General features: G+C 58.7%; 19 protein-coding genes. 4 read left to right on the top strand and 15 right to left on the bottom strand.

Going from position 1 to position 21,975, the window contains the following annotated elements; translation table 11 throughout:
- Positions 1 to 63: 63 nt before the first annotated feature.
- The 6 genes from ACFFSY_RS09555 to ACFFSY_RS09580 all read right to left on the bottom strand — a co-directional run bounded on the left by ACFFSY_RS09555 (position 64) and on the right by ACFFSY_RS09580 (position 3,781).
- Positions 64 to 438 carry a DUF6463 family protein gene (locus ACFFSY_RS09555; protein WP_377493177.1) on the bottom strand — a complete coding sequence of 125 codons (375 nt, stop codon included), beginning with the start codon at positions 436 to 438 and terminating at the stop codon, positions 64 to 66.
- A complete protein-coding gene (locus tag ACFFSY_RS09560) occupies positions 435 to 761 on the bottom strand; it encodes a hypothetical protein (RefSeq protein WP_377493179.1) in 327 nt (108 codons plus the stop codon). The genes ACFFSY_RS09555 and ACFFSY_RS09560 overlap by 4 nt, the downstream gene beginning before the upstream one ends.
- 6 nt (positions 762 to 767) lie before the next feature.
- Positions 768 to 1,952, bottom strand: coding sequence for an ArsA family ATPase (locus ACFFSY_RS09565; RefSeq protein ID WP_377493181.1), 1,185 nt, complete (start codon positions 1,950 to 1,952; stop codon positions 768 to 770).
- A 64-nt stretch (positions 1,953 to 2,016) separates the two neighbouring features.
- Positions 2,017 to 2,490: a MarR family winged helix-turn-helix transcriptional regulator gene (locus ACFFSY_RS09570; RefSeq protein WP_377493183.1), complete on the bottom strand. Its 474-nt coding sequence runs from the start codon at positions 2,488 to 2,490 to the stop codon at positions 2,017 to 2,019.
- Between the two features lie 311 nt (positions 2,491 to 2,801).
- Positions 2,802 to 3,095, bottom strand: coding sequence for a hypothetical protein (locus ACFFSY_RS09575; protein WP_377493185.1), 294 nt, complete (start codon positions 3,093 to 3,095; stop codon positions 2,802 to 2,804).
- A 152-nt stretch (positions 3,096 to 3,247) separates the two neighbouring features.
- Positions 3,248 to 3,781, bottom strand: coding sequence for a hypothetical protein (locus ACFFSY_RS09580; protein ID WP_377493187.1), 534 nt, complete (start codon positions 3,779 to 3,781; stop codon positions 3,248 to 3,250).
- Between the two features lie 310 nt (positions 3,782 to 4,091).
- Between ACFFSY_RS09580 and ACFFSY_RS09585 the strand changes: the two genes are divergently transcribed.
- The 3 genes from ACFFSY_RS09585 (at position 4,092) to ACFFSY_RS09595 (ending at position 7,188) form a co-directional block, all read left to right on the top strand.
- Positions 4,092 to 5,084 carry an iron-hydroxamate ABC transporter substrate-binding protein gene (locus ACFFSY_RS09585; RefSeq protein WP_377493189.1) on the top strand — a complete coding sequence of 331 codons (993 nt, stop codon included), beginning with the start codon at positions 4,092 to 4,094 and terminating at the stop codon, positions 5,082 to 5,084.
- Between the two features lie 80 nt (positions 5,085 to 5,164).
- Positions 5,165 to 6,172 carry a FecCD family ABC transporter permease gene (locus ACFFSY_RS09590; protein ID WP_377493191.1) on the top strand — a complete coding sequence of 336 codons (1,008 nt, stop codon included), beginning with the start codon at positions 5,165 to 5,167 and terminating at the stop codon, positions 6,170 to 6,172.
- Positions 6,169 to 7,188, top strand: a complete 1,020-nt coding sequence (locus ACFFSY_RS09595) for a FecCD family ABC transporter permease (protein ID WP_377493193.1) — start codon at positions 6,169 to 6,171, stop codon at positions 7,186 to 7,188. The genes ACFFSY_RS09590 and ACFFSY_RS09595 overlap by 4 nt, the downstream gene beginning before the upstream one ends.
- 58 nt (positions 7,189 to 7,246) lie before the next feature.
- Here the strand turns inward: ACFFSY_RS09595 and ACFFSY_RS09600 are convergent, their stop codons facing one another.
- From ACFFSY_RS09600 to ACFFSY_RS09635, 8 genes are all read right to left on the bottom strand, one after another.
- A complete protein-coding gene (locus tag ACFFSY_RS09600; RefSeq protein WP_377493195.1) occupies positions 7,247 to 7,849 on the bottom strand; it encodes a hypothetical protein in 603 nt (200 codons plus the stop codon).
- Positions 7,850 to 7,942: 93 nt separating this feature from the next.
- A complete protein-coding gene (locus tag ACFFSY_RS09605; RefSeq protein WP_377493197.1) occupies positions 7,943 to 8,362 on the bottom strand; it encodes a GNAT family N-acetyltransferase in 420 nt (139 codons plus the stop codon).
- A gap of 264 nt (positions 8,363 to 8,626) precedes the next feature.
- Complete coding sequence (locus tag ACFFSY_RS09610) at positions 8,627 to 10,387, bottom strand: glycoside hydrolase family 2 protein (protein ID WP_377493199.1); 1,761 nt, start codon at positions 10,385 to 10,387, stop codon at positions 8,627 to 8,629.
- A 72-nt stretch (positions 10,388 to 10,459) separates the two neighbouring features.
- Positions 10,460 to 12,901, bottom strand: a complete 2,442-nt coding sequence (locus ACFFSY_RS09615; RefSeq protein WP_377493201.1) for a family 43 glycosylhydrolase — start codon at positions 12,899 to 12,901, stop codon at positions 10,460 to 10,462.
- Positions 12,902 to 12,904: 3 nt separating this feature from the next.
- Positions 12,905 to 13,744, bottom strand: coding sequence for a carbohydrate ABC transporter permease (locus ACFFSY_RS09620; protein ID WP_377493203.1), 840 nt, complete (start codon positions 13,742 to 13,744; stop codon positions 12,905 to 12,907).
- 34 nt (positions 13,745 to 13,778) lie between these two features.
- Positions 13,779 to 14,672 carry a carbohydrate ABC transporter permease gene (locus ACFFSY_RS09625; protein ID WP_377493205.1) on the bottom strand — a complete coding sequence of 298 codons (894 nt, stop codon included), beginning with the start codon at positions 14,670 to 14,672 and terminating at the stop codon, positions 13,779 to 13,781.
- Positions 14,673 to 14,759: 87 nt separating this feature from the next.
- Complete coding sequence (locus tag ACFFSY_RS09630; RefSeq protein WP_377493207.1) at positions 14,760 to 16,190, bottom strand: ABC transporter substrate-binding protein; 1,431 nt, start codon at positions 16,188 to 16,190, stop codon at positions 14,760 to 14,762.
- 530 nt (positions 16,191 to 16,720) lie between these two features.
- Complete coding sequence (locus ACFFSY_RS09635) at positions 16,721 to 17,644, bottom strand: ArsR/SmtB family transcription factor (RefSeq protein WP_377493209.1); 924 nt, start codon at positions 17,642 to 17,644, stop codon at positions 16,721 to 16,723.
- A gap of 463 nt (positions 17,645 to 18,107) precedes the next feature.
- Here ACFFSY_RS09635 and ACFFSY_RS09640 point away from each other — a divergent pair, with 463 nt between their 5' ends.
- Positions 18,108 to 20,591 carry a family 43 glycosylhydrolase gene (locus ACFFSY_RS09640; RefSeq protein WP_377493211.1) on the top strand — a complete coding sequence of 828 codons (2,484 nt, stop codon included), beginning with the start codon at positions 18,108 to 18,110 and terminating at the stop codon, positions 20,589 to 20,591.
- Between the two features lie 155 nt (positions 20,592 to 20,746).
- Here ACFFSY_RS09640 and ACFFSY_RS09645 read toward each other — a convergent pair whose 3' ends face one another.
- Positions 20,747 to 21,874, bottom strand: coding sequence for a GntR family transcriptional regulator (locus ACFFSY_RS09645; RefSeq protein ID WP_377493213.1), 1,128 nt, complete (start codon positions 21,872 to 21,874; stop codon positions 20,747 to 20,749).
- Between the last annotated feature and the right edge of the window lie 101 nt (positions 21,875 to 21,975).

Consider the following 21,975-nt stretch of genomic DNA (forward strand, 5'->3'; position numbering starts at 1 on the left):
TCCGCGTCATCCGAAGATGACGGAAACAGCCTTCCTTCCTTGCCTGCCATGCCATTCGCGCGCTTATCTCCTTGCCAGAATCCAGGCCTGCGGCAGTCCCAGCCAAAATCCTGATACCGGCATGATGACCGCGCCGAGGAGGCATGTCGCCAGCAGCAGCCACCCAAGCGCCGCGGGAGGAGCGGCCCCGAGTTTCTTCAGCATCCAATCCACCGCATAACCGAGCAGCATGAGGACAAAGCCGAACATCATGAACCAGAAGGCGTTCTCGCGATTTAGGAGACGCGTTTCCCCGACCACCGTATCCCATAAGCCGTCTGTTACGATCGGGATCAAATCCTCCGCGAATAGGACCAAGCCGACAATCGAATGCAGCAGACCCGTCAACACGATACATAACCCGATCTGGCGCTTGATTGCGCTCATTTGGTTCGTCATCCTCTCTCGCTCCCTTTCTCCGGTTGCTCTTCTGCGATCTCGATCTTGCGCGCGCCTTTCGGCTTGTTCACGTAAGCCTTGCCAGAGGTGTCCTGCCTGAATGGCCCGCGGCCTTCCGGTGCCGCATCCGGCTCCGGCTCCGTCTGCCGCTCCTCCAAGACGTCGATCAAACTATCCAGCACCGTGCGGGATGCGAGCAGCCACTCCTTGGCGGCCGACCGCGCATGCCGGAACGCGCCGCGTTCCTCCATCCGCTCGAACAGCTCCGCCGCGAGGGACGCCCTACCGGCCAGCCGGACGAGTCGCGCTTTTCTTCTTCGCATGGCCGATCAGCTCCTTCCCGCCGAATCTCGCCGTCCGAACCGGATGACGAGCCGGTCCTCCGCATAACGGGCCCCAAGCACGGCGCGCCCCATGAGCGGCCTTGGGAGCACCACCTTCCGTTTGTACGCGCCGGCGTTCACCGTCAGCTCGTCGCCGTTCTGCGTCAGATCGAGCTCCTGCTTGCTGACGAACGGGATGCTCAGCGTAAGCAGCATCTCGCCATCTTCCTCCCGGATCTCCTCGGTCCGGCCCGCGAACAGCATCGCCGATGGATCCAGCTCACCGAAGACGAGCTCCGCCAGCTCCCCGAGCACCTCGGTTCCGATCGCCTCCCGCTGCAGGAGCGGCGCCTTCAGGATGGGCAGCGGCTCGAAGTTCTCGCGTATCTCCGCTTCGTACTGCTTCTGCAGGGCGCGCCAATGCGCGAAGAACCCTTCGCCCGCTTCATCCGGCAGCACCCGGTTCACGATGACCGCGTCGGTGTGGAAGCCGAACAAATTCAAATACGTGAACGAGCGCTTCGCCTCCGCCAGCACCATCTTCTCCGGATTGATGACGATGCGCACCGACGTGATCACAGGGTCGAGGATGATCCGCTGCATGTCCTCGAGTCCTCGCGCGAACCGCTCGATCGTATCGAGCACATCGTCCGACGGCAGCTCGACGCCGCCTACGAGTTTCGATACCGGGCGGACAAGCTTGATGAGCCGCCGCTCGTGCGGGAAAATTTTATCCAGCCACCAGTTCAGCACATTCGGATAGCTGAGCAGCCGCAGCGTCTCCCCCGTCGGCGCGCAGTCCACCACGAGCGCGTCGAATTGGCCGCTCTGCGCATGTTTCTTGATTTGGAGCAGACTGAACAGCTCCTCCAGACCCGGGAAGACGAGCATCTCCTCCGTCGTCACGTCGCGCAGCTGCGCTTTGTCGAGCATCGCGGTCAGCCATCCTTGCACCGCGCCCCAGTTGTTCTCCGTCTCGCGCAGACTGCTGACCTCTTGGCCCCAGAGATTAGGTCCTAGCCGGGCCGGGTCCGGCCCGATCGGCATCGCGAGGGAATCCGCCAAGCTGTGCGCCGCATCCGTGCTCAATATCAGTGTTCGCTGTCCATCCTTCGCCAGCTTCACTGCCGTTGCCGCTGCAATACTAGTCTTGCCGACGCCACCTTTACCCGTATAGATGATGATCCGCATGCCAACCGCTCCCTTTAGTACGATTTCGTAGTAATTACTCAAAAAAGAAACCGGTTCGACCCGGTTACTCTTCGATTCGAATCTTGACCGCCGCCGCGCGCGTCTCCGCCGACCGCGCCGGTCCTTCCTGCTGCAGCACCTTCGCCGCCTTCAGCAGCAGCACGGTGAACTGCTCCATCTCCTCGGGCGTGAACGCCTTCGCAAGCTTGCCCAGCACCGCCATCATCATCTGCTCCGACTCCTTGGCGATCGCGCGTCCTTCCTGCGTAAGAGCGACTAGCTTCACGCGCTGATCCTGCGCGGACGTCGCGCGGGCGATGTAACCCTTGCGCTCCAGACGCTTGGCGATGCTTGTCATGGAGCTGAGCGGCGCGCCCATCTCGGACGCCAGCTCCGACATCGTCGAGTCGCCGCGGAACAGCAGAATGAGCAGCGTGGACAAGTCCGAGCGCGTCACCTTTTGTTCCAACGGATGAGAATCGAGAAAGGCGAACGGGCGCAGTCCGGTTCGGAGGAAGAGATCGTATAGCTGGTGCATGCCGGAAACTCCTTTGAGAAGTTGTTCAAAAAGTCGCCTATTGCTCACGAAGCAGATCAATATGTAGTTCGGCCCCGAATCCGGCGTTTCAAGCTTAAAGTCCGGCGCTCTTTTAGGCTCGCCTAAACGCCGCTCCTCCTTCTTCGCCTTCCCGCCACGCTCTCGGTGCTGCATCGACGACTTTTTGAACACACATTTTTAGTACGAATTCGTAGTTGTTATGGATTCAATTTACTACGAGATCGTATTATCGTCAATGAGAAAAATGGAAGCCCGTCCCACAAGAGGCGCGCTTCCATTCATAAGTTTGACTAGCACTTCATCCAGAACGTGTTCAAGTATGCCGTCTTGAAGCCTGCCTTTAGCATATTGCCGTGGCTAACGGTTCCGAACTCTACGTCCGTCGCCACGAAGTCCAGACCAAGCATCCGCGCATCCGACAACCGGCGGCTAATGAGCGATGTCTGGCAGCCTCTCCCCCGGAAAGCTTCGAATGTAAAGTCGTTCGCCAAATATCCGGACTGTCCGTGAATGAACATCGAACCCATGGAAGCCGCGCTGCCATTAATACGGAGCATATAATTCGCGAAGTCGGCTACCCGCATGCCGCACTTCAAGACGCCTTGGCACGGCCCTCAGCGAGCGGGCCGCGTTTAGCTTCGTCAGTTCCAGCTCCAGCTTTTCGATGCGTTCAAGAATTTCCTGCGGTTTGTTCATGTTCACGCCATGCTTCTCTCCAGTCCCCCTGCCTTGTCGCCTATTGGGTCAGACTTCCCACGACAAACAGTGCGATCGCGGCACCGAAAGCGGCGGCAAGCGGCTTCCACTTTTTCGTGTCGTTCGTTTTGAAGTACCAAGAAGCGGTTTCCCGGCACAAGTATGCGATCAAGAATGCATTCCACGCTACCCGGATGCCGTATTTAATATAATACGTCATTGTGGAACCCAACTCATCCGCAAGCGAGAAGATGGTAATCATGACGTTGACGTTGCGGCAAATCGCATAAGCGAAATAGAATAAGGCGAGCCACCATCCCCATCTGAGGCCAAACCACATGCCTGCCGCAGCCGCAATGCCTAGCCCGCCGATGAAGGCGACCGAGATCTGGAGGAACGTGCTCGACACGCCGAGCACGTCGGATGCCTCGTTCAGCGCATTAAAGTTCATGACCTGCGTAATCGCCATTGCCCCTCCGCTGACCAGCAGCAGAATCGCGAGCAGCGTCACCCCCATCGGTCTATCGTACGACGCCTCCGCCGTCTCTTGCCATTTGTCCTGGTTGCTTACCATTCGAATTCCCCCGTTATCTACTATTATGATTCACTCATGCCAAAGAAGCTGCTTTAAGCAGCCGCCTTCCACATTCTCGTAGATAGGTAGAATAATGTCAACAATTGTCGTAAACCCTTTCATTTCCTTTAATGATCGTTTTTCCGAAAAATGGACAAACTAATGGCTTGAATTGTCCGAAAAACCGACAATACCCGTTGACACCGCATAGGAATCGCGATATATTTGTTTTCGTTGGAAATGATAATCATTATCATCGAAACCCTGTGAGCAAGGAAACAACCTATAAACAATAAAGGGGACATCCGCAATGAAGAAGTTACTCGTACCATTCGTCCTGATCCTTGTGCTCGTTCTGAGTGCATGCGGCAGCAAGGACAACACCGCGAACAACGCCAATTCGGCAGCCGGCAATAACGCTGCGACCGAGGGCAACGCTCCAGAAGGCAATGCAACCGGAAGCAACGAGGGAGCAAGCGCAACGAGCTCCGACACGTTTACATACCAATCCGAGACGGGACCGGTTGAAGTACCGGCTAACCCGCAGCGCGTCGTCATGCTGTCCGGCTTCACGGGCAACGTGATCAAACTCGGCGTCAACGTCGTGGGCGCGGACGTATGGTCCAAGACCAACCCGACGTTCGCGGAAGAGATGAAGGACGTCACGGAAGTATCGGATGAGAATCTCGAGAAGATCATCGAGTTGAATCCGGATCTGATCATCGGCCTCTCCAATATCAAGAACATCGACAAGCTGAAGGAAATCGCGCCGGTCGTAACGTACACATGGGGCAAACTCGACTACCTGGCGCAGCACGTCGAAATCGGCAAGCTGCTGAACAAAGAACAAGAAGCGCAAGCATGGGTCGACGATTTCAAATCCCGCGTCGAGCAAGCCGGCAACGAGATCCGCGCGAAGATCGGCGAAGACGCTACCGTATCCGTCATTGAAGCATGGGGCAAGGATCTGTACGTCTACGGCGCGAACTGGGCGCGCGGCACCGAGATCCTGTACCAAGGCATGAAGCTGAAGATGCCGGAGAAAGTCAAAGCCGACGCGCTGGAAGCCGGCTACTACACGCTCTCTTCGGAAGTGCTTCCCGATTACATGGGCGACTACGTCGTGCTGAGCAAATACTCCGATGCAGACGCTTCCTTCCAACAAACCGAGACGTACAAGAACATCCCGGCCGTGAAGAACAACCACGTCTTCGAAATGCAAGGCGAAGGCGCTTCGTTCAGCGACCCTGTCACGCTGGAGAAGCAGTTCGAGTTCTTCAAAAAATCTTTCCTCGGCAACTAATACCCTTTACGGGAGGAATTCTTAAAGCTACTTTAGGAATTCCTTTTTCCCTATTCTATGAAGGAAAAGATGAGTGATAAATGGCGAAGATTAATCCGCGTTCGATAACGTTCACATTCAAATTCATCGGCTCGCTCCTTCTGCTCGCGGCCATGTTCGTCGTCGCCATGGCCTTCGGCGCGGCCGACATCGCGGTCCGGGACGTATGGGCGGCGCTTACCTCGAGCGAGAGCAGTCAGTCGATTAACATCATCCGGGAGATGCGGCTGCCGCGGGAGATCGCCGCGATCGTCGTCGGCGCGGCGCTGGCCGTAGCCGGCGCGATTATGCAGGGCATTACCCGCAATCCGCTGGCGGATCCCGGCCTGCTCGGACTGACGTCCGGCGCTAACGCGGCGCTGGCGGTAACGATCGCCTTCGGCGCGGGCGGCATGTTCTCCACGATGATCGCCTGTTTCGTCGGCTCGGCCGTCGGCGCCGGGCTCGTCTTCGGCATCGGCGCGCTCAAGAAAGGCGGCTTCTCGCCGGTGCGGCTCGTGCTGGCCGGCTCGGCGGTGTCCGCTTTCTTATTAGCGCTCTCGCAATGGATCGGCATTCATTATAAGATTTCCAAGTTCGTCTCCTCGTGGACCGCAGGCGGCATGGTCGGCACGTCCTGGAGCCAACTGCAAATCATCGTGCCGATCGTCGCCATCGGCATCCTCGTCGCGATCATCCTATCGCGGCAGCTGACGATTCTCAGCTTGAACGAAGAGGTCGCGCTCGGTCTAGGCCAGAATATTGCCAAAATCAAAATGGTGCTCTTCCTCGTCATCATCCTGCTCTCCGGCGCGGCGGTCGCCCTTGTCGGCAATCTTGTCTTCGTCGGTCTAATGATTCCGCATCTCGTGCGGGCGTTTGCCGGAACGGACTACCGTTATATCCTGCCGCTCGCCGCGGTCATCGGCGCGACGTTCATGCTGCTCGCCGATACGGTCGGCCGCACGCTGAACGCGCCGTATGAGACGCCGGTCGTCGCGATCGTGGCGATTATCGGCCTGCCCTTCTTCCTGTACGTCGCCCGTAAAGGAGGGAAAGCGTTCGCATGAGACCGACCGTAGTCGCAAAACAACGCTTGATTCTCGTCATCCTGGCCGCGCTCATCCTCGCGACGATCGTGATCAGCATGGGGCTTGGCGCCGCGAAGGTCTCGTATGACCGGATCCTCCCGACGCTGTTCGGGTACGGCACGTTCAAGGAAGAGTTCGTCCTTCGCTCCATCCGCATGCCGCGCATCGTCATTACGCTGCTCGCCGGCATGGCGCTCGCGCTCTCCGGCTCGCTCCTGCAAGGGGTGACGCGCAACGAGCTGGCGGATCCCGGCGTCATCGGCATCAACGCCGGGGCCGGCGTGGGCGTAGCCGTGTTCTTCCTGTTCTTCCCGATCGAGCCCGGCTCGTTCGTCTACATGATTCCGGTCGTTGCCTTCCTGGGCGCGATGATCACGACGCTGCTTATTTATCTGTTCTCGTACAGCCGCAAGAACGGCCTTCAGCCGATCGCCATCGTGCTGAACGGCATCGGCTTCGCCTTCGCCCTCTCGGGTCTCATGTACGTGCTCATCTCCTCCGCTGAACGGGAGAAGGTCGACTTCATCTCGAAATGGCTGGCGGGCAACATTTGGGGGACGGATTGGCCGTTCGTGTACGCGCTGCTCCCTTGGCTGGTCGTGCTCGTGCCGTTCGCGCTGTACAAAGCGAACCGGCTTAACATTCTCGGTCTGAGCGATCCCGTCGTCATCGGCGTCGGCGTCTCGATGAACAGAGAACGCACGTGGCTGCTGCTCGCCGCGGTCGCGCTGGCCGCGGCCGCCGTCTCCGTCGCGGGCGGCATTACGTTCATCGGGCTGATGGCGCCGCATATCGCCCGGGCGCTCGTCGGTCCGCGCTTCCAGCTGTTCATGCCGGTTTCGATCCTCATCGGCGGCTTCCTGCTGCTCGTGGCGGACACGATCGGACGCAACATCGGCAGCGCGGAAGGCGTGGCGGCCGGCATTATCGTCGCCTTGATCGGCGGACCGTATTTCGTGTATTTGCTGATGCGCAAAGACAAAGCGGCAGGTTAACGGCGCTGCAGACAGACTGCGCTGCTTGCAAGTGCAGTCTGCTTCATGGATCGGAGCGTCAACTTATCGTTGTCGTCCTAATCGCAAAGGCAGCTATTTCGCGTTCTAAACGCATAGCGAATCCGTTCTCGATCCCATCCTCGATCACAGCAAAGTACCGGTCCATCATCGACACGTTCATATCGAACGGCAGCCCTTCCTCCTCGTCCATGCGGACAAGCACGATCCAAGCCCCATTCTCGCCCGTGAAGGACAAACGAACAAGATCGTCCGTCAGCCGTTCGTACGCAAGTCCCATACCTTTGAAGGCGAGCTCGGCCGTATCGCTTAGCGAGGGTACGGATGGAGGCGGCGCGCTCGGCCGGTCTTGGCGCTCGGCCCACATCGTGCGATATCCCCGCTTCAGCGAACCGCCCGCAAGCTCTTCGGCTTCCTGCGGCTCGCGTCCGGCGCTCGCCCGGCGATGCGGATCGTGCCTGACGTTGGATGGATAAGGCCGGCCCGAACGGCAGCGTCCACTTCCCACTCCCGTTCGGGCCGAGAGCCCGACAATGCTGTCTTTCTTGATCTGAAGGTCGATGCCGGTCAAGACGGTCTTAAGCAAATACCGCTTGTGCACGCCTGACAGCTCGATCATGTTCTCCATGACTTCGGTGGACACGCTTGAACTCCCGCTCGGGTTGCTCGAAGCAATAACGGCTTCCTTGTCAGGCTTCACGCTATGGCTAGCTCGGGAGCCATTAAGCGAATGCGCCTAGTACACGCGGTCAAAATGATGCGCGGATATCCGCATCCGCCGCTTCAAGTAGAAGCGGTGCGCGTCATGCCGCTGCACGCCCGAATCGAGATGGATGGACTGGCAGCCGGCGCGAAGCGCCTCCTCGTCGAGCCAATCCATCAATTCGCCGGCGTACCCGCTTGCGCGGCTGTTCTCGTCCGTAATCAGATCATCCACGTACAGGAAGCGGCCCCAAGCAAGATTGGCGCCGATCCGATACCCTGCCGCAGCCTTGGCCTCCCCCTGTTCGACAATGACGGCCAAGCGGTACCCCTGCTCCTGCAGATCCCGGATCATCGGGACGTAGGCGTCCTCCGCCAAATGCGGGCGAAGCTGTCTCATCACGGGATAAGTCGCGCGGATTTGCTCATCGGTCTGTGCAATGGTGACGGTCATCCTGGTTCACTCCTTAGAAGGCTTGTTCCTGCTAACGATAGCGGAAGATCCGACCATAAAAAAGATCCAATTACGCGAAGTTTCGATGAACCAGTCATCCGTTCACTTGTACTCCATCGCCGTCATGCGATGTCATGCGACGCCGCAACTCGCACTGGGAGATGTGCAAGTTGTTAAGCTCCCTGCAGCGTATGTCGCGTCAGGCACGCATTCAACGCGAGAACAGGCCGCCCCGAGGGCAGCCTGTTCGTTGACATATGACAATTAGGACAAATTGATCGCCCGAATAATATCGAGCGGCACCTTCGGCTTGCGGTCCTCGGTCAAGAGGCCGTTCACCTCTTGCTGTACATCGGTAACCTGCGTATAGCAGTAGCCAACGATGTAATCCGTTGCCTTGATCGCCTCGTGGATACCCCGGAAGCGGTTGATGAACGCCTCCTCCGACGACTCTTGGCTGCCATAGCCCCAGCCGGATTCCGACTTGAAGGCGATGCCGCCGAACTCGCTGACGATGATGGGCTGGCCGCCGTAGCGGTAGCCGTCGGCGTAAGCGTATTTCCAATGGTTGAACGACTTTTCGTTGCCTGTAATCTCGCCCTTGTTCGCGTACCGCTTCAGGAATTCGTCCTTCGTCTCCACGTAGTCATGCAGCGTCAGAATGTCCGATACGGTATGCTCCCAGCCGTCGTTGGTAATGACCGGCCGATGCGGATCGAACGCTTTGGTCAAATGATACACCGATTCCGTGAACTGCTGCTGCCGCACATCATGCCGGATGTTCGTGACGCCCCACGATTCATTGAACGGCACCCACGTAATGATCGACGGATGGTTGTACTGCTGGCGGACGATCTCCATCCATTCGTTGGTAAACTTCTGCACCGCATTGTCGTTGAATTCGAATGTCGCCGCCATCTCCGACCAGACGAGCAGCCCTTTCACGTCGCACCAGTACAGGAACCGCGCATCCTCGACTTTCATATGCTTGCGGACGCCGTTGTACCCCATGGCGAGAATATGGTCGATATCCGCGATGAGCGCTTCCTCCGACGGCGGCGTCAGGTGTGATTCCGGCCAGTAGCCCTGATCCAGAATCAGGCGCTGGTAGATCGGGACGTTGTTGAGCAGTACCTTGCCCTTCTCGATCGAAATCTTCCGCATGCCGAAATACGAATACACATGGTCGATCCGCTCCTCGCCCCGGTAGAGCACGAACTCAACGTCGTACAAATTCGGATGGGCCGGCGACCAGTGGCAATGCTTCCATGGGCCATTCGCCTCGTGGACGAGGTCGACGTTCAACTGCAGCCACGGACGATCGATCGTAAGACTAGCCTTCTTCACCTGTTTGCCCTTGAGGCTGATGATCGTCTCCAGCCGGAGATCCGCCGCGGTCAGATCGCCGTTCACCTGATAGTCGAACCGGACGGAACGGGCGTCGAAGTCCGGCGTTATTTTGACGGCATCGACATGGGCGGGCTCGACGAACTCCATCCACACCGTCTGCCAGATGCCGGTCGTCTGCACGTAGAAGCATTCGAAATTGTCCTGTACCCAGCGCTGCTTGCCGCGCGGCTGCGTCGCGTCGAGGCTGTCCTCGACCTTCAGCGTCACTTGGTTCTCTTCGCCGAATGCGATGTACGGAGTGATGTCGAAGTTGAATGCCGCGTAGCCGCCTTGATGGCTGCCGACATAGCTGCCGTTGATCCACAGCTTCGCGATATAATCGACCGCCTGGAAATGAAGCAGCACGCGCTTGCCCGTCGCTTCCGCCGGAATATCGACGTTGCGGTTGTACCAAACATTCGGATGATGAGCCGTTTCGCCGATGCCGCTCGCCTCGGTCTCGTAGGTGAACGGAACGTTGATCGTCCGATCGCCGCCGAATTGCGACGGCCATCCTTTCCGTTCTCCCTCGTTCTCGTCGTCGAATCCAAAGTTCCATGCGCCGTTCAAGTTCGTCCAGTTGTCCCGTACGAACTGCGGTCTCGGGTAATCCTTGATATACATTTTCGTCGTCATATGCTGTCTCCTACTCCTTGATCGCGCACTCGCTTGGTGCGGAGCGCTGTATTTAACCATCAGAATGTGTACTTAGTTGCTGCCGATCGGCGCGACCGTCACCCCGGAGAACGACCAACCGGCCGATCCCGTGCGCAAGCCCGTTCGTCCGTGCAGGAACGCGCTGCCGTCCGTATAGGCAAGGAGCGGCTCGTCGCTGCCCTCCGCATACACCGTCAGCTTCGGTCCATCCAGCTTCACCCGGACGCGGGCCGTCTCGCCGTCGCCGATCTCCAGCAGGGCGGAATCGAGCTCTTCGTTCACTTCATAACTGATTTTGCGCAGCATGACGCGGCCGTTGCGGAACGCCAGCTCGTAGCCGATGAACGCATCGGCGACTTGATCGGGAAAATCCGATTCATTCGTCGTCCGCAGCAGAATCGAAGCTTCCCCGAGCGATTCCGCCGTCTTCGACAATTCGAAGGAGACCTCGTAGTCCGCCCAGCGCGCATCGCCGCCATACATCTTGCTATCCTTGCCGTCGATCGTTAAGGCGTAGCTTCCATCCTTCGCCTGCCAATCGCCGAAGGTCGCCTCCGGATCGAATTCCACCGGCCCAGCTTCGACAACGTCGGCAGTCTCCGCCACTTCGATGTAGCGAATGTCGGCCTCGCCCTTAATTCCTCCCAAGGTGAGCCACTGCGTACCTTTCTTCAAGGTCAACCGCGCGAGCGGCACCTTGGTCCAATCGTCTTCGCCCGCGAAGGACTCGGCCGCCAGCGTGACGCGCTCGCTCGCATCGCCTGCTTGAACCTTGAGCTTCGCTCCGGCCGATGCCTTGGATACCATCGCGGCGATCGCATACGTCCCGTCTTGATTCACGTCGACGGGGAACGACAGCTCGCCGTCCTTAACCAGCTTCGCGGCGCGGCTGCCGTCAGGCGTCTCGGCCGGGGAAAGCGTAACCGACGCGCCATCGCCGGTTACGCCATGCGCCGCTTCCATCGTGCCCGGCACCGGCTTGATCGCCTTGGCGTCGCTGCTGCCGCCCGCATCATTGGAGAAGGCGGTATACTGCAGCTTTGGCTTCAATACTTCCGCATACCGATAACCGATCCGTCCGGCTGCCGCCTGCCATTCCTTGCGTTCGGCCAGCAGCAAGCCGTCCCAATAGATGCGCGTGCCCTCGGCGTCCGACTCGACCCGGACCGCGTGCAGTGCCGCGAAATCCGTGCCGTCCGGCAGCTTCGCCTCCTGCAGCGATGCCGATTGGCCATCTTGCGTCTGGCGCAGCGACAGCGTTCCCGCCGCCGCGTCGATGCCGATGCTGCGGAAGTTCTGCTCGTCCGTAAGCGAGAACACCGTCTCGAACAACGTCCCTGCCGCTGCCTGCGCCTCGGCTTCCGACGGCTGGATGACGGCGTTGAATTCCGCGGTGAAGCGGGCACTCGTCTGATCTTTCGTCACCCATACCGTGCCGCCATCCGCTCCGGATACTTGCTCCCACTTGTCCGCACCAGGCTCACCGCCGAGCGGATCGTGGAAGGCCGGAAGCGCCGGCGCTTCGTTTGGCGAGCCGTGCGTCGGCCCGAGCACCGCCATCTTGTCTCCGTTGAAGGTCAATCGGTCCATGTTCAGCATCCGCACAGGCGGCCCTTCTGCGGAATGACCAATCAGATTGTGATAGACGATGTAATAGGAGTCCATGTCCGGCCCGAGCACCGTCGCGCTGTGGCCGAGCCCGTTGAAATCCTTCGCCGTCGAGATGATGATCGGGTTGTTCGCCGCGATCGTATACATCCCATCCGGCGCCTCATGCCCGACTGCATAGTTGACGCGGTAGCCTTTGCTGAACACATGGTTGCCGGTGTAGGTCAAGAAGTAGCGGCCATTCCGCTTGATGATCATCGACCCTTCCGTCCAATGGCCGAGCGAGCTGTTCAGCTTCGTCCCCGCTTCCATCGTGTATGGATCGCTCATGCGGCTAGCCACGATCCCGCCGGATTCAGCCCGGGTGAACGTCCAGCTCGCGTCGTCGTCGATGAACACGGAGCCGTCGATCGTCTGCCCGAGGTTCTCCGTCTCGATCTTGAACGGCCCGGTCGGGCTGTCGGACCGCAGCACATAGTGCCCTTTGCCGGCCGGGGAGGTGTACATATAGAAGGCGCCGTTCCAATAAACGACCTCCGGGGCGTAAGCGCCTTCGGTCAGCGGCTCCTCGGTTACCAGCCCCGCGTATGTCCAATTCACCAGATCGTCCGAGCTCCACGCCTTGACGCCGATGCGCCAATCCTTCGTGCTGCAGTAGAGATAATACTTGCCGTTATGGCGCAGCACGTACGGGTCGCCGATGCCGTAATCTTCCCATTCATCAGGCAGCGTCATCGGGTTCTCGTAGGTTCTCTCCATCGTTACCGCCACCTTGTCGCTTGCTTCGTTGTCGTCTTCGGACATCCATAGCGCGCCGCCAGCGGCCGCCGCGATGATCACGGCACCAGCGCCGAGCAGCGCCCATTGCTTCGCGGGCCGCTTCATGCGTTACCCTTTGATCCCGCTGATCGCCATCGATTCGATGAAGTAGCGCTGCGCCAGGAAGAAGACGATAATGACCGGCAGCAGAGCGATGATAGACGCCGCCATCATGGACGGATAATTGGAATTGGAGATGTAGTTCGACTGCATGCTCGCGATGAGCACCTGAATCGTCTGCTTCTCCGGCGTATGCAAGTAAATGAGCGGCCCCATGAAGTCGTTCCAGATGTGCATGAACCCGAGTGCCGCTTGCGCCGCGATCGCGGGCTTCGCAATCGGCAAGGCCACCGTCGTGAATGTGCGGAAGTAGCCGCAGCCGTCGATTTTGGCCGCATCGATCAGGTCGTTCGGAATCGCGCCCTGCATGAACTGCCGGAAGAAGAAGATGGTGACGATATTGCCGAATAATCCCGGTACGATGAGCGGCAGCAGCGTATCGACCCATCCCAATTCGGAGAAGCCGATATACTGCGGGATCATGACGACCGAATACGGGATCATCATCGTGCCGAGCAGCGCCATGAAGATCGCTTCCTTGAACGGAAAATCGAATTTCGAGAACGCGTACGCCGCCATGGCCGCGACGAACAGGCCGACGGAGAGCACGACCACGACGATGATCGCGCTGTTCATGAACCCGTGCAGCAGCGGCGCCTTATCCCACACGTCCGAATAGTTGGACCAGGTCAAGGGATTCGGAACCCACTGCGGCGGCACGTCGAACACGTGCTCCTGCGTCTTCAGCGACGTCGATATCGTCCAGATGAGCGGTCCGAGCATGATTACAGAGCCCACGAGCAGTAGAGCATAGATGATTGCATTGATAAGCCGGCGTTCTTTCGCCATTGTCCTTCACGCCTCCTAACGGTCGTGCTTACGTTTAGTCCTGATATACCCATCGCTTGGAGAAGCGGAATTGGATCAGCGTCACGATGAAGATGAGTATGCCGAGCACCCAGGCGACCGCGCTCGCGTAGCCCATGTTGAAGTATTTGAACGCTTCCTGGAAAATGTAGAATACGATCGTGCCCCCGCTATATTCCGGTCCGCCGTCCGGTGTCAAAATGTACATTTGGCTGAACGCCTGGAACGTGCCGATCACGCCCATGACAACGACGAAAAAGTGAATCGGGGAGAGCAGCGGCAGCGTAATATGCCTCAGCTGGTGCCATCTGGTCGCGCCATCCACTTCGGCAGCCTCATAGTATGTGGAGGATATGCCTTGCAGACCGGCCAGATACAGCACCATCGTGCCGCCGACGCCGCCCCACAGGCCGAGCATCAGGAACGATGGCTTCACCCAGTTCGGATCGCCGAGCCAGTTCGGTCCCTGCACGCCGAAGATGCGCCAGATGAATTCATTGATGATGCCGTAGTCGTAGTTGAGCAGCCACTGCCACAGCAGCGAGATCGCGATAATCGGGGAGACGACCGGAATATAATAGATCGTTCTGAAGATCGAGATGCCCTTGAGCGGCCGATTCATCATTACCGCGAGCGCGAGCGCTACGATCATGCCCAGCGGAATGCCGAGCAGCAGATAAAACGTGTTGTACAGCGCCTTGAAAAATTTCTCGTCTTCCACCATCTTGGCGAAGTTATCCACCCCGACGAATTTGGCTGGCGACATCATATCCCATGACATGAAGCTGAGACCGAACGAGGTCAGCAGCGGCGCCAGGCCGAAGATCAGGAAGCCCAGCATGGGCGGCGCCACGAACGCTAAGGACCATAACATCTCCTTGCGCCGGAAGCCGGTTGTTTTCTTCTTCATAACATATCCTCCCCTGCCGCAAGCGCGCAGGAGGGGCGAAGGTGCGGATGCCCGACCTCTTCGCCCCTCCCGTCCGCTATTCGGGCCTTACTTGTTGCCTTCGTCGAACAGCTTCTGAAGCTTCGGCTGCTCTTCCTTCAAGAATTCCGCAGCCGTCTTCTTGCCCGTCCACACTTGGCTGGCGTCCTGATTGAACGTATCCAGCCACTTCAGGTTCTTGGAGCCGACTTCGATCGGCGGTCTGCCGTAGTCTTCGATAATGTCGAGGAACACTTGACGGTTCTCAGGCGATTTGTCCATCTGGAGGAACTCGCCTTTCGCCATGTCGATCAGGTTCGGCACCGCTTGGCCCAGCTCATAGTTCTGCTTCTGGGAATCGCGGTCCAAGCTCAGGTAAGCGGCCAGTTGGAACGCATCTTCCGGATGTTCGGTGTTCTTGCCCACGACGAAGCCGAGCGAGCCGAGCCATGTTGCCGTCTTACCCGTGTTCGGGCTCGCCGGCCATGCCGCGATGTCCCATTTGAACGGCAGTTTCCAGAAGCCCGGCTGATCCCATGGGCCCATCGGGAACATCGCGATTTTGCCGGCTACGAAGCGTGCGTACCCGCCTTGCGCCTTCTCGTCGTCCGGCGAAGGGCTGACTTGGTATTTGTTGCGCAGATCGGCCGCGAACTGCATGGCCTCCGCGAACTCCGGCGTGTCGATCGTAATGGTGCCCGTGCTGTAATCGACCCAGTCGCCGCCGTTGCCCCATACCGCCGATTCCAGCGAGTATCCGCCGATGCCGAACGTGTCAATCTTGCCGCGCGAATTTTTGACCGTCAGCTTCTGCGCGTCAGCCAGCATGTCATCCCATGTATATTCGCCTGCTTTGGCGCTCGGGTAAGGAAGACCGGCTTTGTCGAACAGATCTTTGTTGTACGCCATCGCCCATGGGCCGACGTCCTTCGGCAGGCCGTACAAGCTGCCTGTGCCGACAGACTTGCCGTCGAACCGGTAGCGGTCGAGCGCCGATTTCCACACATTGTTCGGATCAACCGTACCGGCCGATTCGATCAGGGAGTCCAGGTTGAGCAGTTGGTCGCTGCTGACGAGCTTATTGAAGTGAGCGCCGCCCGCGTAGAACACGTCCGGCGTCTTCTTCGCCGCGATGAGCGTATCGAGCTTCTGGTAATACTCGGCCGACGGCACGACCGTATATTTGACCTTCTTGTTCGGATATTTCTTCATGTAGTCGTCGATCAGCTTCTGGAACACCGCTTTCTCGGTGTCGCCGCCCCAGCCCATGAACTCAATCTCGGACTTCGCGTCCGCAGCCGCCGTCGAACCGCCATTGTTCGCGCCCTCTGCAGCCTTGCCATCGTTCTTGCCTTGCTCGGCGTTACTGCCCGCATTCGCCGGCTGATTCGCATTCCCGCCGCCGTTATTGTTGTTCGATGCGCAGCCAGTTACGCCCAGCGAGAGCACCAGCATTGCCGCCACCGACATGTGAGACCATTTCTGCTTCCAAATCACCATTTGGCTTCCCCCTTAAGGATGAATGATTCCGTGTGAAACAAATAAGTCGGCGCATAAAGCGCTACGCCATGATGTTCGACTCCCCCGCTGTTTTGCCCTTGCGGTCGCATCTAGTTTCTTTGTTTTGTTACAACTTATTTGTTTGTATCCAAAATATACATGTGTCTTAAACGTTTTGTCAACGCTTTCTTTCAAAAAAAGTGAATCATTATTGATCCCTCCCCCTTCCCCCTCCGCCGAGGGGAACCATAGGGCTTTGCCCTCTGGACACCCCTCTTCGTGCGGACATGTTTGTTCGCGGTCGGCGGGTTGCTTCGAGCTGGGCACGCTTTTGTCCTGGCGGACAAAGCTCCATACCCTGTGTCATCGTGCTGACCTACGTTATCGTGCGCTTGCGCGAACGCACTTTACGTTTTGATCCACAACAGGAATGGATGCATGATTTACTGAGCAACAAAAAAAGTTTCAGACCCTCGCGCAACCGCGGGATCTGAAACTTAGGGGCCGACCTATATGCGGGCCGTCCGGCGCTATTCATATTGCATGCGCATGATAATGCCTTGCGGATAATCGCCGAATTGCCGGCCGAACAGGTTCATGCCGCCATGATGCTTGGCGTCAGGCTTCAGTCCGATCCGGAACGTAATGTACGGCTTCTCCTCCAGGCGCAGATCCGCAAGCTTCGTAGCGGAGCAGCGTTCGCTGTCGACCGTGCTGCGCGCGGCGTCGACCGCCCATGTCTTGAGCAGGCCGTGCTGCGTGCTGGAGTCGTTCCACCAGGAAGGGTTCAGCTTACCACGGTGATCGCCGAAGTCGCCGGGCGAGATCCAAGAGCCAACCTCGGCATCATTGATCCACACCGTAATCTCGGATGGCCAGTCGTTGTTGTAATTCGGCGCCTCCGAGCATAGCTCCAGCGAGAATTCGAGGGAAGTGACGCGCGCGCCGGACGGCAGCTTCTTCGGGAACCGGTATTCGATCCAGCCCTTGCGCAGCCAGATGATCTCCGCGGTCCGGCTGTCCGGATGGTAGAAGTTGTCCGGCTCGTCCTCTGCGAACAGCATACCCGTCGCGCTCGCCATCCCGCAGGTCGGCTGGATGTCGAAGTCGATGAAATGACCGATCGGCATCTCGACTTCAATCAGCTTGCTCGTATTCTGATAGAACGCGATCGGGTTGAGGATCATGCGCACATCGTCGAAATTACGGCTGCATACCTTCATCGCGCCCCTTGAGGCCGGCTGCAGCTCGGTCAGAATCAGCTCGGCCTCCTCCAGCACTTTCACGTTCGTGGCGGCGGTCGAGACCGGGATGTTCAGCTCTTCCGCGATCTCGATAATATTGACGTTGGGCTTCGTCAGCAGCAGCTTAATGATGCCGATGCGCGTATGCGTGCTCAAGGCATGGGCGACCTTGACCAGGCGGTCCGGCTCTTCGATGGTCAGTTCTAACAACGATAGACCTCCCTTTTATTGTTTTCTTACCGTAATTTAATCACTACCCTTATCATTTGTCCATATATTTTGTAACAAAACGTTAGTTTGTTAACCGATTAATATCTAACAGATGTCAATTCCAATCCAAATACACCGCGGTATCCCAGAATAACCTGATTAATACCCTCATTATTCGATATCGTTTCGTGTTCCTTGCCTTGTTCATAAATAGGAGCGGTGCATCGCCTTTGGATATCTCTTGCAAGAGAAATATTCTTTCCTCTGCCTCAGTGCGGCTCCTGCTTCTAGGCCCCCATATATTCCAAAAAAAATATACCTAATCGGTTATAAGCGGAACTCCGCCCTCTTTGCTATACTCCGAATTGAAAACGCTACCATAATCTCGAGAGGAGGTGCTGCCCGCTCCATAGCATACGCCGAAAGACCATTCTTACTTACGACTTAAAGGAGATGATCGACAATGAAACCTTGGCGAACGCTGCTTCTCGGCGCGGCCGCGCTCATGCTGCTGCCCGTTCAAACCTATGCCTTCAGCAACCCATTCAATCTCACGAGCTCGTGGCGCTGGGCTAATAATGATTTCTACGGCGAGGGCGATCCGTACATCCTGAAGTTCAACGGCACCTATTATCTGTACGTCAGTACGGTCGACGATCAGACGGGCGTGAAGGTATGGTCGTCGACCAACCTGGTCGACTGGACCTACCGCGGGTTATGCACGACCGAGTCGATCACCAAAGCGGCTTATGCGCCCGAAGTCGTCTACTGGAACGGGAAGTTCTATATGTACACGTCGCCGGGCGGCGGCGGCCACTACGTGCTGGCGAGCGACAGTCCGACCGGCCCGTTCACCGTGCAGACCGGCAACTTAGGCATGGGCATCGACGGCAATGTATTCATCGACGACGACGGCAAATGGTACTTCTACGGTACCGGCTCCGATACGATCCTGGCCCGCCCAATGCCGACCCCGACGACGTTCGGCGCGTCTGCCGCGACCGGATTGTCCATGTCGGGCTGGACCGAGGGCTCGACGGTGCTCAAGCGGAATGGCAAGTATTACATGACCTATACCGGCAACCACGTCTGGAGCACGGCCTACCGGGTCAATTACGCGACGAGCTTAAGTCCGACGAGCGGCTTCACTCCGGCCGCCGGCCAGAATCCGGTCCTGATCGATACGGAAGGCGCCAATGTCGGACTCGGCCACAACGGCATGGTGCAAGGCCCGGATCTCGACTCCGATTACATCGTGTACCATTCGCACGCCCACGGCGGCAATGCCGTCTATCCGGGCCGCAAGATGAACATGGACCGCGTCGTCTGGAACGGCGACAAGCTGCTCGTGCTTGGGCCGACGACCGCCGCGCAGCAGAATCCGGAGCTGCCGGATTTCGAGGACCGCTTCAACCGGACCACGATTGGCACCGGCTGGACGAACGTCGGCGGCGGCACGTGGGGGATCTACAATCAGGAGCTCATGTGGCAGGACACGATCGGCAATACGTCGACCTACCGGCAGGTGACCGCTGCCAGCTCTGCCGCCGACTATACGGCGGAATTCAACACCAAGCAGATGAAGCAGGGCACGAGCGCCAATCCGGTCTACGGCGCCGTATTCTCCTACACGAACGAGAGCAATTACGGCACCGCGGTGCTCAATCGCAATCTGAACCGGCTTGAGACGAATTTCGTCGTCGGCGGCGTCAGCCAAGGCTGGCAGTACGCAGCGCTTCCGGCCGGCTACGACTACACGAAGTGGCACAGCATCCGCGTCGAGAAGGCCGGCTCGGCGTTCACCGTGTACGTAGACGGCATGAAGAAGCACGCGCGGACGGTCAGCGGGCTTGGCGGCGGCAAGATCGGCTATACGACGACCGACGCCCACGCCGACTTCGGCTACGCAGCCTTCAGCAACAAAGTGAACGGCAGCAGCGCTTGGAATGCCTACAAGCCGCTGCCTGGCAAGATCGAAGCCGTCCACTACATGAATGGCGGCGAAGGCGCCGCGTATCATGATCTGACGGCGGACAATCTCGGCGGCGCATATCGCAGCGGGTCTGTCGATATTCGCAGCTCCGCTGCCGAAGGCAAAAACATCGTCGGCTGGAATCAGACAGGCGAGTGGCTGAAGTATCGGGTGAATGTCGCCGAGACCGGCTATTATGATCTGGACACGCGGCTGGCCACCACCTTTACGGATGCAAGCTTCCGAGTTTGGGACGGGACGACCGATCTGACCGGCATCGTGACGGTGCCGAGCACGGGCGACTGGGAGAGCTGGCGAACGGTAAGTAAGAAGGGACTCTACTTAACCGCCGGCAACCATGAGCTGCGCTTCGAATTCGTGAAGGGCGAATTCGACTTCAGCGGCATGACGTTCTCGCGAGGCGATGCGGCGACCGCGCTGCAGGACGACTTCAACGACGGCAATGACAACGGCTGGACGCGCTTCGAGGGCAATTGGTCGGTGACAGGCAGCGAGCTCGCTTCGACGGGTGGCGGCGCGTTCGCCAAGACGACGATCGGCAACGAACGGTGGGCGGATTATACGGTAGAATCGGATATCAAGCTGGTCGATACGACGGGCGATGCCGGCCTGCTCGTGCGGGTCAACAATCCGGCCAATGGCACGGTGCTCGCGAACAATCCCGATTACGTACAGGGCTACTATGCCTTCGTGAAGCCAAGCGGCGTCTACTTGGGCAAAATGAATTACGGCTACGAGGCGCTCGCGTCCGCGCCGGTCACGCTGGCTGCGAACGCATGGCATCATATGAAGGTCGTCGCCAGCGGCACGACGATCCAGGTGTTCGTCGGCGACATGAGCACGCCGAAGATTACGTACACCGACAATAGCGCGAATCCGTTCACGCACGGCAAAGTCGGCCTCCGGACGATGAACAACGCCACGCGGTTCGATAACTTCCGCGTCGCACCGTAACCTGCGAGATGCTGTGAGCTCGATTCCGGCGGGATTGCACAACTGCAAATAACTGCAATTCGCATGACAAAGGGGCTAGCCTGGCGCGTCATCCTCCGATGACCGCCAAGGTTAGCCCCTTGCGCGTATGCCTCTCTCGTACTCTCTTGACCTCGTTACGGAGACATGATCAGCCGCGTCGGCACGACATGTCTTCCCTCCGAACGCATTCCCGCCCGAATCTGCTCCGTCAGCAGCGCAACAGCCGACTCGCCGATCGCCGACTCCGCCTGCTGTATATAGGCGATGCCTTCGATCTCCGGGTCATCGAACGTCACGATGCGCTTGCGCCCCGCGCCGTCAGTTCCGAATACGCGGACGAGCGCCCGATAGGCCGCTCGCGCCAGCTCGACGTCGATCGCCACGATTGCCGTGAACGATGCATGGTGAATGCGAATCCATGCCTCCAGCGCATCGGTCGCCTTCTCCTTCGGAACGTTGAACAAATCATAGGACACGATCTTCCGACTAACCGTCTCCTCCGGGATGCCGTGCTCTGCCAGCGCTTCCTCGAAGCCCGCCAGACGGTCAATGACGACGCTGTGCTCCTTCGGCGGCGTCAGCAGCGCAAGGCGGCGGTAACCTTCGCCAGCCAGATGGGCGACGGCCGTCCGGGCTCCCGCCCGATTGTCCGAGCTGACGCTGGCGACGTCCAGATCGGTGTAGTAACGGTCGATCAGAACAAGCGGACAGCCCTGCGCAAGCGCGAAATCGAGGGTCTGGCGCTCCTGCTCCGCCCCGATCGGGAACAGAATAAGCCCTGCGATGCCAAGCGCGCGCAGCTGCGCGATCGATTCGCGCTCCTTCGCGGGGCTGCCTCTGGAGACGCGGATGACGAGCGTATAGCCCCGCTCGTTGACCGCGTTTTCAATCCCGTCCAGCAACCGCTGCTCGACCTTCGTGCGCATGGACGGAATGATCATGCCGATCATTCCGCCCGTTAAGGGCGTCTCCCCGGCGGGCGCCGCAGGTCGCAGGACCTCAGCCGCTATTTTCCCGTCCGGAGGCATGCGAAGCCCGAATGCAGCCTCGCCCGCGACGAAGGTGCCTTTGCCCTTCATTCGCACGACGATGCCTTCGTCGGCCAAGCCGCTTAATGCATTCTTGGTCGTGATGAGACTGACGTGGAACTGCTCGGCCAGCTCCTTCTCGGACGGAATCCGGTCGCCCGGACGAAGGTTGCCGAGCGCGATTTGCGCCTTAATGGCTTGTTGAATTTGTTTGTATAACGGCATGTCCTTCATGGGAATCACCACTACTACTATACTTCGGGCGAAGCCTCTTGGACAATGCCGTCTTGGCGAGGGAAGTGCGTCTTTGCGCCCCCCCCCCCCCCCCCCCCCCC

The sequence above is a fragment of the Paenibacillus aurantiacus genome (assembly GCF_042431225.1).
Lineage (GTDB): Bacteria > Bacillota > Bacilli > Paenibacillales > Paenibacillaceae > Paenibacillus_Z > Paenibacillus_Z aurantiacus.